The organism is Agrobacterium sp. 719_389 (assembly GCF_900188475.1).
In the GTDB taxonomy this organism is placed as follows: Bacteria; Pseudomonadota; Alphaproteobacteria; order Rhizobiales; family Rhizobiaceae; genus Agrobacterium; species Agrobacterium radiobacter.
Map to the genome: position 1 here is coordinate 138,920 of NZ_FYEM01000009.1, position 12,838 is coordinate 151,757.

14 protein-coding genes are annotated in these 12,838 nt (G+C 60.7%); 11 read left to right on the plus strand and 3 right to left on the minus strand.

Annotation, left to right across the window (positions count from 1 at the left end; translation table 11 throughout):
* Positions 1–117 precede the first annotated feature (117 nt).
* The 3 genes from CFB10_RS17405 to CFB10_RS17415 all read right to left on the minus strand — a co-directional run bounded on the left by CFB10_RS17405 (position 118) and on the right by CFB10_RS17415 (position 2,137).
* On the minus strand, positions 118–420 hold the full coding sequence (locus CFB10_RS17405; protein ID WP_020009504.1) for an AzlD family protein: 303 nt from the start codon (positions 418–420) through the stop codon (positions 118–120).
* Positions 417–1,121: an AzlC family ABC transporter permease gene (locus tag CFB10_RS17410; protein WP_026363466.1), complete on the minus strand. Its 705-nt coding sequence runs from the start codon at positions 1,119–1,121 to the stop codon at positions 417–419. The genes CFB10_RS17405 and CFB10_RS17410 overlap by 4 nt, the downstream gene beginning before the upstream one ends.
* Positions 1,122–1,279: 158 nt before the next feature.
* Entirely contained in the window at positions 1,280–2,137 is an 858-nt protein-coding gene (locus CFB10_RS17415) for an AraC family transcriptional regulator (RefSeq protein ID WP_020009506.1), read from the minus strand.
* Positions 2,138–2,223: 86 nt separating this feature from the next.
* Between CFB10_RS17415 and alr the strand changes: the two genes are divergently transcribed.
* From alr to pip, 11 genes are all read left to right on the plus strand, one after another.
* A complete protein-coding gene (alr, locus tag CFB10_RS17420) occupies positions 2,224–3,399 on the plus strand; it encodes an alanine racemase (protein ID WP_020009507.1) in 1,176 nt (391 codons plus the stop codon).
* Positions 3,400–3,464: 65 nt separating this feature from the next.
* Positions 3,465–3,734 carry a type II toxin-antitoxin system ParD family antitoxin gene (locus CFB10_RS17425; protein WP_020009508.1) on the plus strand — a complete coding sequence of 90 codons (270 nt, stop codon included), beginning with the start codon at positions 3,465–3,467 and terminating at the stop codon, positions 3,732–3,734.
* 312 nt (positions 3,735–4,046) lie between these two features.
* On the plus strand, positions 4,047–5,453 hold the full coding sequence (radA, locus tag CFB10_RS17430) for a DNA repair protein RadA (protein ID WP_003502040.1): 1,407 nt from the start codon (positions 4,047–4,049) through the stop codon (positions 5,451–5,453).
* An 89-nt stretch (positions 5,454–5,542) separates the two neighbouring features.
* Positions 5,543–6,130 carry a CvpA family protein gene (locus tag CFB10_RS17435; protein ID WP_003502039.1) on the plus strand — a complete coding sequence of 196 codons (588 nt, stop codon included), beginning with the start codon at positions 5,543–5,545 and terminating at the stop codon, positions 6,128–6,130.
* A 139-nt stretch (positions 6,131–6,269) separates the two neighbouring features.
* Positions 6,270–7,778, plus strand: a complete 1,509-nt coding sequence (purF, locus tag CFB10_RS17440) for an amidophosphoribosyltransferase (RefSeq protein ID WP_020009510.1) — start codon at positions 6,270–6,272, stop codon at positions 7,776–7,778.
* A gap of 144 nt (positions 7,779–7,922) precedes the next feature.
* The gene (locus CFB10_RS17445) at positions 7,923–8,663 is read left to right on the plus strand and encodes an SDR family NAD(P)-dependent oxidoreductase (RefSeq protein ID WP_020009511.1); all 741 of its coding nucleotides are present in this window, start codon (positions 7,923–7,925) and stop codon (positions 8,661–8,663) included.
* A gap of 217 nt (positions 8,664–8,880) precedes the next feature.
* Complete coding sequence (gene cysS, locus CFB10_RS17450; RefSeq protein WP_020009512.1) at positions 8,881–10,266, plus strand: cysteine--tRNA ligase; 1,386 nt, start codon at positions 8,881–8,883, stop codon at positions 10,264–10,266.
* Positions 10,267–10,582: 316 nt separating this feature from the next.
* On the plus strand, positions 10,583–10,891 hold the full coding sequence (locus tag CFB10_RS17455) for an endonuclease domain-containing protein (RefSeq protein WP_026372540.1): 309 nt from the start codon (positions 10,583–10,585) through the stop codon (positions 10,889–10,891).
* Entirely contained in the window at positions 10,888–11,361 is a 474-nt protein-coding gene (locus tag CFB10_RS17460; protein WP_020009514.1) for a GFA family protein, read from the plus strand. The genes CFB10_RS17455 and CFB10_RS17460 overlap by 4 nt, the downstream gene beginning before the upstream one ends.
* Positions 11,361–11,819: a GFA family protein gene (locus CFB10_RS17465; RefSeq protein ID WP_026363468.1), complete on the plus strand. Its 459-nt coding sequence runs from the start codon at positions 11,361–11,363 to the stop codon at positions 11,817–11,819. Before CFB10_RS17460 ends, CFB10_RS17465 begins: the two co-directional genes overlap by 1 nt.
* A gap of 3 nt (positions 11,820–11,822) precedes the next feature.
* Positions 11,823–12,779 carry a prolyl aminopeptidase gene (gene pip, locus CFB10_RS17470; RefSeq protein ID WP_020009516.1) on the plus strand — a complete coding sequence of 319 codons (957 nt, stop codon included), beginning with the start codon at positions 11,823–11,825 and terminating at the stop codon, positions 12,777–12,779.
* Positions 12,780–12,838: the final 59 nt, after the last annotated feature.

The following is a 12,838-nucleotide window of genomic DNA, read 5'->3' on the forward strand; positions in this document are numbered from 1 at the left end:
AGCCTGGGCTATGGTCGTCCGTTCACATTCAATATTCCGCGTGGAGCAGGTTTGCGCACCATCCCGCGCGCTCCGTTCCCGAGGGAGGAATATTTTCAACGGGTTGACGGCATTGTCTCACAATCCGATTCCGCGCAGCAGCGCCACGGCCGCAACACCAAGCGCGGCGGCTGGCAGGAGGCTGAGGCGCAGCGCCGCGATGGCGGTTAGCGCGCAGGCAATGGTTTCCGCCAGCCCGCTCGCAAGCGCCGTCGGGGTGACCACGGCCATCAGGACGGCGGGAGGCACCACGCCGAGCGCCTTTTTAAGACGCGGCGTCAGGGTAAAATGGCTGACCAGCAGCAGGCCGCCAAGACGCGTGGCGACGGTTGCCGCCATCATGGCGAGTATTGTCAGCAACGTGTTCGGATCGAGCGTCATGCCGGCTGCTCCGCCGCTTCCTCATGACCGAAGGCGGCAACGGCAAGTCCCGCCAGCGCGCCGGCGGCGATATACCAGGCACCAGGAACGAACGCATGGGTGAGACAGGCCGCGGAGGCACTTGCCAGAAGCACAAAGCCGGTTTCCCTGCCCTTCCAGAAACCCATGAGCAGCACGATGAAGACAGCCGGAAAGGCGAAATCCAGACCGATGGCCGACATGTCCCCCATGACCGAACCCAGCAGCGCGCCGGCAAGGGTTGCGAGGTTCCAGACGAGATAGATTGACAATGCAGCTCCAGTGAAGAAACCCGCCGTCAATCGGCCAGCAATGACGCGGAACTCCGACAGCGCCCAGGATTCATCCGTCAGCACCAGCATTGCCGCATATTTCCGCCAGCCCCTGAAATCATCCAGCTTGCCGGCGATGGAAGCGCTCATCAGCACATGGCGCAGATTGACCAGCAGCGCCGCAAAACCAAGTGCGCTCCAGCTTGCCGGATGGGTCCATAAATCCATCGCAACGAATTGCGAGCCGCCGGCAAAGACCAGCAGCGACATCAGCGAAGCTTCGAGCGGCGACAAGCCCTTGCCGATAGCGACCGCACCGAACACCACGCCGATCGGCACCATGGCGACCAGCAATGGGGCAGCCGCCCTCAATCCCGCGCCGAACTCGCCGCTTCTTCCCGATATGGACATCGCATTCTCCCTTTCGAAAGAGAGGGATTACGCTTGCGACATCCTGCGGTCTTGAACGAAAGTGACGTTATGCAGTTTTCTGCTGAAACTCCGCTTTTTGTTTTGTCGCATTTCCGAACGGAAAACCGGGCTCCGCTTTTCCTGGAAACACTTTAAACTCAAGCGACCCGAAACTGCCCCGGCGTGACGCCGGTGCGGGCCTTGAAATGCCGGGTGAAATGCGCCTGATCGGCAAAACCGCACAGCGCCGCAACCTCGGCCGGCATCTCACCAGCGCGCAAAAGCCGACGCGCCCTGCGGATGCGCACATCCGTCAGATAGGCATGCGGGGTGATGTGAAACTCTTTCCGGAATGCGCGGATGAGATGGGCGCGGCTGAGGCCTGCGATGGAGGCGAGTTCCTCAAGGCCGATATCGGTCTCGTAATTGTCGGAAAGATAGTCGCGGGCGGTGTAAACCGCCGTTTTCTCGCGGGTCTCGACCGGCAGAAGGATGGCGCTGCCGTGCTTGCCGAACAAGGCCGCCAGAACAGAGAACATGCCCTCATCCGCCTCAAGAGCGCCGGATTTCTCCTCCAGCCGCCGGTGCGCCATCTGAAAGGCGGCCGCCATCTGCGGATCGCGCGGCAGGAATCTTGGGAAGGATGGTGTGCCGTGGAAAACCCTGCCCGTCACATCTTCGATGATGTCGCGCAGCAGTTCCGTATCGGGATAGATCATCCGGTAACGATAACCACCGCCGCCCGGTGCGCCATCGTGAATCTCATCCGGATTGATGAGATAAAGATGCCCCGGCCCCGTCTGTTCGGTGGTGCCCTGGATGGTGGAAATCTGCGAGCCGCTTTCGATCGCGCCTATGGAAAACGTGTCATGCGCGTGCGGCGAATATTCGTGGGTGAGAAAAGTCGCGCTCAGGCACTCCATGCCGCCAAAACGCCGGTCACGCCAGAAACGCGTGGTTTCCGTCGTGGCGACGGGCATGAAATCGAGGGCCTGTTCCTGCGAAACATTGTGCATGAGCGAAGTTTAGAGCATTCCGTCCTTACCGTCTTGAACAAAAGTGCTAGGGTCCCAACCGGTTCAAGATCAACCGGACGCATGGCATGACAGACGACTTCGAAGATAGCTTTCCCGAAAACGAAACCGATGCTTTCGAGCACGCGCCGCTGAGGCTGACCGTCGATCTCGGCGCTCTCGCCGATAATTGGCGGGACATGAAAAAGCGTTCCGGCAAGGCGCGGACGGCGGCTGTCGTCAAGGCCGATGCCTATGGTCTCGGCATCGAGGATTGCGGCGCAACGCTTTACCACGCCGGCGCCCGCGATTTCTTCGTGGCGACTGTGGCCGAGGGTGCGACCCTGCGTTCCTATGCCCCGGAGGCACGTATCTTCGTACTATCGGGCATATGGCAGGGTCAGGAACGCCAGGTCTTCGACAATGACCTGGTGCCGGTTCTGGCCTCCGAGGAGCAACTTTCCTTCTGGATGGCGACGGTTGCCGAGCGTGGTGACCACCCCTGCGCACTGCATGTGGATACCGGCTTCAACCGTCTCGGACTGCCGCTCGACGACGCCTTGTTTCTGGCCGACGACGTGACAAGGCCGGCGAGTTTCGACCCGGTTCTGGTGCTGTCGCACCTCGCCTGTGGCGACACCCCCTCCTCGCCGATGAACAAAGTCCAGCTCGAATCATTCCGCAGGGTTAGCGACGCCTTCGAAGGTATTGAATCAAGTCTCTCGGCTTCCGCCGGTATCTTCCTCGGTCCCGACTATCATTTCGACCTCACCCGCCCCGGCATCGCCCTTTATGGCGGCGAAGCGGTCAACGGCATGGCAAACCCGATGCGGCCCGTCGCCATCGCCGAAGCGCGGATCATCCAGATTCGCGAAGCGGGCGAAGGCCAGACCGTGAGTTATGGCGGCACCTTCTTGCTGAAACGGGCAAGCCGCCTCGCCATCGCATCCGTCGGTTATGCGGATGGATATCAGCGTTCGCTTTCCGGCTCCGGCATTCCGCTGCGCGAAATGGGCCATGGCGGCGCCTATGGCGTGGTCAACGGCCACAAGGTGCCGGTAGCTGGCCGCGTGACCATGGACCTCACCATTTTCGATGTGACGGATGTTCCGGCCAATGCCATCCGCGCCGGCGATTACATCGAGCTTTTCGGCCCCAATGTGCCGGTAGACGAGACCGCACGGGCGGCCGGCACCATCGGATACGAGATGCTGACGGGGCTTGGCCTGCGTTACGAGCGGCAATATCTGATGGCCGACGACTGAGCCGCGCCTTTAGCCCTTGGAAAGCGGCGGCGACCTGTGCTAGAAGAGAACAAAAGGAGATCGAAATGCCCGAAATCCATTTGAGCGAGCAGGACGAGAAGTTCATCGAAGAACAGGTGGCCGCGGGCATCTACAGCGATGCGGACGCCGTTATTCATGCGAGCCTGCAATTTCTGAGTAGTGACGAAGGCAAGAGAGCCGCCCTTAAATTGCTGATTCAGGAGGGCATTGATGATGCAGAAGCCGGACGGGTTCACCGTTATGCCTCCCAGGACGACTTTCTGAGCGATATCAAACGCGTTGCTGCGCAACAAAAAACGGGGATCGATCATTAAGATTCGGATCCCTGTATGGACCACCAGGGCGAGGCGCGATCTCGTTGATGATCATGCCTATATCGAGACTGAAAATCCCCTTGCTGCGGATCGCCTCGTTCTTGATATCTACAATAAAATCGAATCGACGGCGGCACTTGGTTGACTGGCGTTGCAAGAAGCGGATACGGCGTTGGGATTCGCAGTATTGCGTACCGGGAGCGCGTGATTTTCTTTCGTGTCAGCGATAGCGAGCTTACCGTCATGCCCGTGCTTCACGACCATCAAGACATCTCCGCCGACCATTTCAAACAAGAAGAAAACTGACACAAGATGGCCAAAGCCAAGACCCAATTCGTGTGCCAGAACTGCGGCACGGTTCATACCCGCTGGGCGGGAAAATGCGAAGGCTGCGGCGAATGGAACACCATCGTCGAGGAAGACCCGATGGGCGGCATCGGCTCCGGGCCGGGCAAGACACCCAAGAAGGGTCGGCCTGTGACCCTCACCTCGCTTTCCGGCGAGATCGAGGAAGCGCCGCGCATTCCGACCGGCATCAGCGAACTCGACCGTGCGACCGGCGGCGGTTTCGTGCGCGGTTCGGCGGTGTTGATCGGCGGCGATCCCGGCATCGGCAAATCGACCCTGCTCATGCAGGCGGCCGCCGCCCTTTCGCGTCGCGGGCATCGCATCGTCTATGTCTCGGGCGAAGAAGCTGTGGCGCAGGTGCGCCTGCGCGCCCAGCGGCTGGGTGCGGCCGAGACGGATGTGCTGCTGGCCGCCGAAACCAATGTCGAGGATATTCTGGCGACGGTTTCCGAGGGCAAACGTCCCGATCTCATCATCATCGATTCCATCCAGACGCTCTGGAGCGACACGGCCGATTCCGCCCCCGGCACGGTGACGCAGGTGCGCACCGGCGTGCAGGCGATGATCCGGTTTGCCAAGCAGACGGGAGCGACCATGGTGCTGGTCGGCCATGTCACCAAGGAAGGCCAGATTGCCGGTCCACGCGTGGTGGAGCACATGGTCGATGCCGTGCTTTATTTCGAAGGCGACCGCGGCCACCACTACCGCATCCTGCGCACCGTCAAGAATCGCTTCGGACCGACGGATGAGATCGGCGTGTTCGAAATGTCGGACAAGGGATTGCGCGAGGTTTCCAACCCTTCCGAACTGTTTCTGGGCGAGCGCAACGAAAAATCGCCCGGCGCAGCCGTCTTCGCCGGGATGGAGGGCACACGCCCGATCCTGGTCGAAGTACAGGCGCTGGTCGCCGCCACCTCGCTCGGCACGCCGCGCCGCGCCGTGGTCGGCTGGGACAGTTCGCGGCTCGCCATGATCCTTGCCGTGCTGGAGGCCCATTGCGGCGTGAAGCTCGGCCAGCACGACGTCTATCTGAATGTCGCCGGCGGTTACCGCATTTCCGAACCGGCCGCCGATATGGCGATTGCCTCTGCGCTCGTTTCCTCGCTTGCCGGTCTTGCCCTGCCCGCCGATTGCGTCTATTTCGGCGAAATCAGCCTGTCGGGCGCGGTGCGGCCGGTCTCGCATACGGGCCAGCGATTGAAAGAAGCTGAAAAACTCGGCTTTTCCGCCGCACTTCTGCCTTCTGCTTCGGCTGAATTGCCGAAAGGCGGCAAAGGGCGCTGGACGGAAATCGAAAGCCTTCCGGACCTCGTGGCCCGCATCGCCGGCTCCGGCAACCGGTTCAAACAGGTTGAGGACGACGAATATTGATCCTTTCGCCAAGGGAAACAGTGGTGTAAGAGGATCGCAAAATTGGCAAGGCAGCGTCTGACAAGGCGTCGCACCTCCGGAGTTGGTATATGCCCATTACAATTTTCGACGGCATCGTCATCGCCGTTGTTCTTTTCTCCGCCATTCTTGCGATGGTACGCGGTTTTTCCCGCGAGATTCTGTCGATCGCGAGCTGGGCCGGTTCGGTCGCCGCCGCCTATTATCTTTATCCGGTCCTGCTGCCCTATGCGCGCAACTATACCGATGACGACAAGATCGCCATTGCCGGTTCGGCTGGTGTGGTCTTCCTCGTTTCGCTGATCGTGATTTCCTTCATCACCTCGCGCATTGCCGATTTCATCATCGACAGCCGCATCGGCGCGCTGGATCGCACGCTTGGTTTCCTGTTCGGCGCAGCACGCGGCATTCTGCTTTTGGTCGTCGCGGTCGCCTTCTGGAACTGGCTGGTGGATGTGAAGACGCAGCCGGAATGGGTGACGCAGGCGAAGTCCAAGCCTTTCCTCGACGGGCTGGTGGGCAAGCTGGAGGCGGTGCTGCCTGACGATATCGAGCCGCAGATCCGCGCCCGCATCCTCGGAAAGCCGCAGGAACCGACGACCACGCAGGCGCCTGCGGAAGATGTGCCGGCAACAAATCCGCCGGCAACGAATAATTGACACAGTGTCGCGCCTTGCAATGCATGCAAGGCGCGCTATTTGTGCTAAATATCAAGCACGACACAGACGGACCGACCGGGGGAAATACTCACCGGAGAGGTCTTTCTTTTTTTCTCGGTAGAGAGCAAGGGCAAGCCGGATGATTGAGCCGCTTTCGCATTCCCCGTTCCCTGGGGCCACTTTCAAGGAAGAGATCGACGGCGACACGCTGCATGAAGAATGCGGCGTGTTCGGCATTCTCGGCCATGCCGATGCCTCGGCGCTGACCGCTCTCGGCCTGCATGCGCTTCAGCATCGCGGCCAGGAAGCAGCCGGTATCGTTTCCTTCGACGGTAAGCGCTTCCATCAGGAACGCCATATGGGTCTCGTCGGCGATCATTATACCGATCCGGCAACCCTTGCCCGCCTGCCCGGCTCCATCGCGATTGGCCACACCCGCTATTCCACGACGGGTGAAGTAGCGATGCGCAACGTGCAGCCGCTGTTTGCCGAGCTGGAAGAAGGCGGTATTTCCATTGCCCATAACGGCAATTTCACCAACGGCCTGACGCTGCGCCGCCAGATCATCGCCACCGGCGCCATCTGTCAGTCTACCTCCGATACCGAAGTCGTCCTTCACCTCATCGCCCGCTCGCGCCACTCTTCCACCGCTGATCGCTTCATCGACGCTATCAGGCAGATGGAAGGCGGTTATTCGATGCTGGCGATGACGCGCACCAAGCTGATTGCCGCGCGTGACCCGATCGGCATCCGCCCGCTGGTCATGGGCGAGCTTGATGGTAAGCCGATCTTCTGCTCGGAAACCTGCGCTCTCGATATCATCGGTGCGAAATTCGTCCGCGATGTTGAAAACGGCGAAGTCATCATCTGCGAAATCCAGCCTGACGGTTCGATCACCATCGATGCGCGCAAGCCGTCGAAGCCGCAGCCGGAGCGCCTCTGCCTGTTCGAATATGTCTATTTCGCCCGTCCCGATTCCGTCGTCGGCGGCCGCAACGTCTATACGACGCGCAAGAACATGGGCATGAACCTTGCCAAGGAAGCGCCGCTGGAAGCCGATGTCGTGGTTCCGGTTCCCGATGGCGGCACGCCGGCAGCCCTCGGCTTTGCGCAGGAAAGCGGTATTCCCTTCGAATACGGCATCATCCGCAACCATTATGTCGGCCGCACCTTCATCGAGCCGACCCAGCAGATCCGCGCTTTCGGCGTCAAGCTTAAGCATTCCGCCAACCGGGCGATGATCGAAGGCAAGCGCGTCGTGCTGGTGGACGATTCCATCGTGCGCGGCACGACTTCGGTAAAGATCGTGCAGATGATCCGCGAGGCCGGCGCCAAGGAAGTGCATATCCGCGTCGCCAGCCCAATGATCTTCCATCCGGATTTCTACGGCATCGACACGCCTGACGCCGACAAGCTGCTTGCCAACCAATATGCCGATGTCGAAGCGATGGCGAAGTTCATTGGCGCCGATTCGCTCGCCTTCCTGTCGATCGACGGGCTTTATCGCGCCGTTGGCGGTGAAAACCGCAACCCGGCGCGTCCGCAGTTCACGGACCATTATTTCACCGGCGACTATCCCACCCGCCTTCTCGACCAGAACGGCGAGGCCATGGGCAGCAAGATTTCCATGCTGGCCAGCAACGGCTGATTTTCCAGATCAGAAGCGGCCGCCGGCTTCCGGGGCCGCTTTTTTCTTGCCTTTTGTTCAGGCAAGCGCATGCGACGATATGATCGCTTGCGAAAGGCCAGCGGCGGTTCGTAGAAGGAAGCGCAATTCAATTCGGGGGAGACCATGACCATCAATCTCAAGGGCCGCATCGCTCTCGTTACCGGCGCGTCGCGCGGCATCGGCTATTTCACGGCTCTGGAACTTGCCAAGGCCGGCGCGCATGTCATCGCCTGCGCCCGCACGGTGGGCGGCCTTGAGGAGCTGGACGACGCCATCAAGGCCGTCGGCGGCACGGCGACGCTCGTTCCCTTCGATCTCTCCGACATGAAAGCCATCGATGCGCTGGGCGCGAATATTTTCGAGCGCTGGGGAAAACTGGATATTCTCGTCGCCAATGCAGGCGTTCTCGGCGTCATCTCGCCGGTCGGCCATATCGAGGCGAAAGTCTTCGAAAGGGTCATGAACATCAACGTCACCGCCACCTGGCGGCTGATCCGCTCGGTCGAGCCGCTGCTTCTGAAGTCGGATGCCGGCCGCGCACTCATCCTGTCCTCGGGCGCCGCCCATAGCTGTCGCCCCTTCTGGGGTGTCTATTCCACCTCCAAGGCGGCAGTCGAAGCGCTGGCTCGCACCTGGGCGGCGGAGACGCAAAAGAGCGCCCTTCGCGTCAACAGCATCAATCCCGGCGCCACCCGCACCGCCATGCGCGCCCAGGCCATGCCCGGCGAGGATCCGGCCACCGTGCCGCATCCATCGGAGGTGGCTGCGGCCATTCTTCCGCTCGCCTCGCCCGACCTGACCGAAACAGGCAAACTCTTCCTCGTGCGCGAGGGAAAATTCGTGGACTACCGCCAGCCAGAGTGAATATTTTCCGCTCGGAGCGACGATTTGGTCACCACGGTTGCTCTTGACCGGGCCGCACCGCCGCGCCATAAAGCAAGATATGAGAACGATGATCTGCACCTGCTGCTGAGATTTTTTTTGCTGGTTCGCCACCGGCCAGATCGTTTTCGTCTCCCGCAAGGTCAAGAAAGATAAACGTTCCGGCCAGGATAATATTCTGCCTTTAGGGAACTGCCGCATGTCCTTGCGCCTGAAATTTCACAATACACTCACACGCGAAAAAGCGGAATTTGCGCCGATCGACGCTGACAATGTGCGCATGTATGTCTGCGGCCCGACCGTTTATGATTTTGCCCATATCGGTAATGCGCGCCCGGTCATCGTGTTCGATGTTCTCTACCGGCTGCTGCGCCACGTCTTTGGCGAAGACCATGTGACCTATGCCCGCAACATCACCGATCTCGATGACAAGATCAACGCGCGGGCGCTGCGGGATTATCCGCATCTGCCGCTGAACGACGCCATCCATGCGGTGACAAAAAAGACCGCCGACCAGTTCCATGAGGATGTGGCCACGCTCGGCTGCCTTCCGCCGACCGTCGAGCCGCGCGCCACCGACTACATTGCGGAAATGATCGACCTCATCGAGAAGCTGATCGCCCGCGGCCATGCCTATACGGCAGGCGGCGAGGTGCTGTTCGACACCCGCTCGATGGCGGATTACGGCCAGCTTTCCAAGCGGCCGCTGGACGAGCAGCAGGCCGGCGCGCGCGTGGCGGTGGAAGCTCACAAGAAGACCCCCGGCGATTTCGTGCTGTGGAAACTGTCCTCGGATAATGAACCGGGCTGGGAAAGCCCCTGGGGTCGTGGCCGTCCGGGCTGGCACATCGAATGCTCGGCCATGGCCGGTCGCTACCTCGGTGAAGTCTTCGATATTCACGGCGGCGGGCTCGACCTCATCTTCCCGCACCACGAGAACGAAATTGCGCAATCACGCTGCGCCAACGGCACGCATGTCATGGCCAATGTGTGGATGCATAACGGCTTCGTGCAGGTGGAAGGCCGCAAGATGTCGAAGTCCGAGGGCAACTTCGTGACAATCTACGAATTGCTGCACACGGAGAAATTCGGCGGCCGGAAATGGCCGGGCGAGGTTCTGCGCCTTGCCATGCTGATGACGCATTATCGCGAGCCGATCGATTTTTCGGTGAAGCGTCTGGAAGAGGCCGAACGCCTGCTCGCCAAGTGGCCGGCGGCGGAAGCCTCCGATGCCGCGCCGGACGACACCGTGCTCGAAGCGCTTGCCGACGATCTCAATACCGTTGCCGCCGTGCAGGCGCTGCATGCGCTGGCCCACGCCGCCAATACCGATCCATCCAGGTTGCCCGCCTTTGCGGCAAGTGCCGCCCTGCTCGGCGTGTTACCGCAGAAGGCGGAAATGGACGAGGCCATCGTTGCCGCCGTCAATGCTCTGGTTGAGCTGCGGCTGGAAATGCTGAAGGCGAAGAACTTTGCGGAAGCGGACCGTTTGCGTGACGAGCTTTCCGAGAAGGGCATTCAGCTGAAGGATGGCAAGGACAAGGAGACCGGGGAGCGGACGACGACGTGGGAGTTGAAGCGGTAATTTGCTGCTGCGGCTTGCGGTTTACCCCCCTCTGCCCTGCCGGGCATCTCCCCCTCAAGGGGGGAGATCAGCTAGAAGCACGACTTCAACTTCACTCTTAAGCGTCGAGTTGGGCAAGGCCGAGCCACAGATCGATCTCCCCCCTTGAGGGGGAGATGCCCGGCAGGGCAGAGGGGGGCGAGCCCCACGACACGCCCTTGCTTTCACCCACGCCATACTCCAATCTCGCGGCACCCCATCAAGCCGCGAGCATCCCGTGCCCCACGCCAAGGTTAATCCTCAACATCGGTCACATGCCCGGCAGATGCGAAAGGCCATGACCGACGCAGAACTAAAGTTCTGGAACGCCGTCCGCGCTCACCGCCTTGACCGCATGTCTTTCAGACGCCAGCTGCCAGTCTCCGGATATATCGTTGATTTCGCTTGCCCCTCGCATAAGATCATCGTCGAATTGGATGGGTTTCAACATGCGGAAGCCGCTGCGGCAGCCTACGACCAGCAGAGAACACGGACGTTTGAGGAACTCGGCTGGACAGTCCTCCGTTTCTGGAACGAGGATATCCTCAGAGACATCGACAATGTCTGTCTCCACATTATCCGAACGGTGAAGGAGGACCGACCATGACGACATATACCGGCGGATGCCAGTGCGGCGCGATCCGTTTTCGCGCCATCGGAGAGCTGAAAGACAGTTCCATCTGCCATTGCCGCATGTGCCAGAAGGCTTTCGGGGCCTATTACGCGCCGCTGGTTTCGGTGCGCGGCGTGGAATTTGAATGGACCCGGGGAGAGCCGAAACGCTTCCAGTCCTCCAGTGTCGTCAAGCGCGGTTTCTGCCCCGAATGCGGAACCCCGCTCACCTATGAAGCGCCTGACGGTGTGGCGGTGGCAGCCGGGGCCTTCGACGATCCCGCCGCGCTGCCACCCACCATTCAGTGGGGCGTGGAACGCAAGATCGATTTTGTCGACAGCCTTCACACGCTGCCCGCCGTTGCCACCGAGGACGACCTGACGCAGGTGGACTATCTCGCCGATCTCGTTTCCTATCAGCACCCCGACCACGACACCGAAAACTGGCCACCGGAGAACAGATAATGAGCGAAGCGGGATTTTCCGGCGGTTGCCAGTGCGGCGCCGTGCGTTTCCATGCGGGCAAGCTCGGCCGGGCTTCCATCTGCCATTGCCGCATGTGCCAGAAACATTTCGGCAATTTCTTCGGCGCGCTGGTCAGCGCCGATCAGGCGCATCTGACCTGGACGCGCGGCCAGCCTGCCCTCTTCCGCTCCTCGGCAAAAATTCATCGCGGTTTCTGCAACAAATGCGGCACGCCGCTGACCTATCATTATCACGGCGGCGTGGAGATCGCCATCGGCGCTTTTGACGAGCCGGAGCGCATCGAACCGCAGGTGCAGGTCAATTTCCACAAGCGCATGCCGTGGATCGAGCAGCTCTTCGGCAAGCCGGCCGTGGAACAGGGCGTCGACGAGGCGGAAATCACCTCCTATCAGCATCCGGATCACGACACGGCCAAATGGCCACCCGAAGGAAACTAAGACATGACCGAAGAATTGCGCGGTTTTTACCCCGAGATCGAACCTTTCGAGACCGGCATGCTTGATGTCGGCGACGGCCACACGATCTATTGGGAAAGGGTGGGCACACGCGGTGCAAAACCGGCGGTTTTCCTGCATGGCGGCCCGGGCGGCGGGGTGAACCCGACGCATCGACGGGTTTTTGATCCGGCACTTTACGACGTCATCCTGTTCGATCAGCGCGGCTGCGGCCGCTCCACGCCGCATGCGGAGCTTGAAGCCAACACCACATGGCATCTGGTTGCCGATATCGAAAGGCTGCGCGCGCTCTGCGGTTTCGAGAAATGGCTGGTTTTCGGCGGCTCCTGGGGCTCGACGCTGGCGCTCGCTTATGCCGAAACCCATCCCGAGCGCGTCAGCGAACTGGTTCTGCGCGGCATCTACACCGTCACCAGACCGGAACTGGACTGGTACTACCAGTTCGGCGTTTCCGAAATGTATCCCGACCGCTGGGAAAATTTCATCGCGCCTATTCCCGAAGCCGAGCGCGGCGAGATGATGCAGGCCTATAACCGCTATCTCACGGGGACCGACGAGGCGAAGAAGCTCGAATGCGCCAAGGCATGGAGCCAATGGGAAGGGGCGACCATCGCGCTCGTCACTGACGCCGACCGTGTCGAGGATTTCGGCGAGGATAAATACGCCATCGCTTTCGCGCGCATCGAAAACCATTTCTTCGTCAATGGCGGCTGGCTGGAGGAAGGGCAATTGCTGCGTGATGCCGGCAAACTCAGGGACATCCCCGGCGTCATCGTCCATGGGCGTTATGACATGCCCTGCCCGCTGAAATATGCCTGGCAGCTGGCCAAGGCCTGGCCGAAGGCGGATTTCCACATCATCGAGGCGGCGGGACATGCAATGAGCGAACCGGGCATTCTTGATCAGCTGATCCGCGCCAACGACCGTTTCTCTGGAAAATAGCCATTCCTTTCAGAGCCTTGGACCGGCCGAATGAGAGAATGATTCACGCTGGTTTTCCA

Excerpts from the sequence above, each read along its gene's own strand:
- CFB10_RS17405 (WP_020009504.1), bottom strand. The coding sequence starts at position 420 with ATGACGCTCGATCCGAACACGTTGCTGACAATACTCGCCATGATGGCG.
- CFB10_RS17410 (WP_026363466.1), bottom strand. The coding sequence starts at position 1,121 with ATGTCCATATCGGGAAGAAGCGGCGAGTTCGGCGCGGGATTGAGGGCG.
- CFB10_RS17415 (WP_020009506.1), bottom strand. The coding sequence starts at position 2,137 with ATGCACAATGTTTCGCAGGAACAGGCCCTCGATTTCATGCCCGTCGCC.
- alr (WP_020009507.1), top strand. The coding sequence starts at position 2,224 with ATGACAGACGACTTCGAAGATAGCTTTCCCGAAAACGAAACCGATGCT.
- CFB10_RS17425 (WP_020009508.1), top strand. The coding sequence starts at position 3,465 with ATGCCCGAAATCCATTTGAGCGAGCAGGACGAGAAGTTCATCGAAGAA.
- radA (WP_003502040.1), top strand. The coding sequence starts at position 4,047 with ATGGCCAAAGCCAAGACCCAATTCGTGTGCCAGAACTGCGGCACGGTT.
- CFB10_RS17435 (WP_003502039.1), top strand. The coding sequence starts at position 5,543 with ATGCCCATTACAATTTTCGACGGCATCGTCATCGCCGTTGTTCTTTTC.
- purF (WP_020009510.1), top strand. The coding sequence starts at position 6,270 with ATGATTGAGCCGCTTTCGCATTCCCCGTTCCCTGGGGCCACTTTCAAG.
- CFB10_RS17445 (WP_020009511.1), top strand. The coding sequence starts at position 7,923 with ATGACCATCAATCTCAAGGGCCGCATCGCTCTCGTTACCGGCGCGTCG.
- cysS (WP_020009512.1), top strand. The coding sequence starts at position 8,881 with ATGTCCTTGCGCCTGAAATTTCACAATACACTCACACGCGAAAAAGCG.
- CFB10_RS17455 (WP_026372540.1), top strand. The coding sequence starts at position 10,583 with ATGACCGACGCAGAACTAAAGTTCTGGAACGCCGTCCGCGCTCACCGC.
- CFB10_RS17460 (WP_020009514.1), top strand. The coding sequence starts at position 10,888 with ATGACGACATATACCGGCGGATGCCAGTGCGGCGCGATCCGTTTTCGC.
- CFB10_RS17465 (WP_026363468.1), top strand. The coding sequence starts at position 11,361 with ATGAGCGAAGCGGGATTTTCCGGCGGTTGCCAGTGCGGCGCCGTGCGT.
- pip (WP_020009516.1), top strand. The coding sequence starts at position 11,823 with ATGACCGAAGAATTGCGCGGTTTTTACCCCGAGATCGAACCTTTCGAG.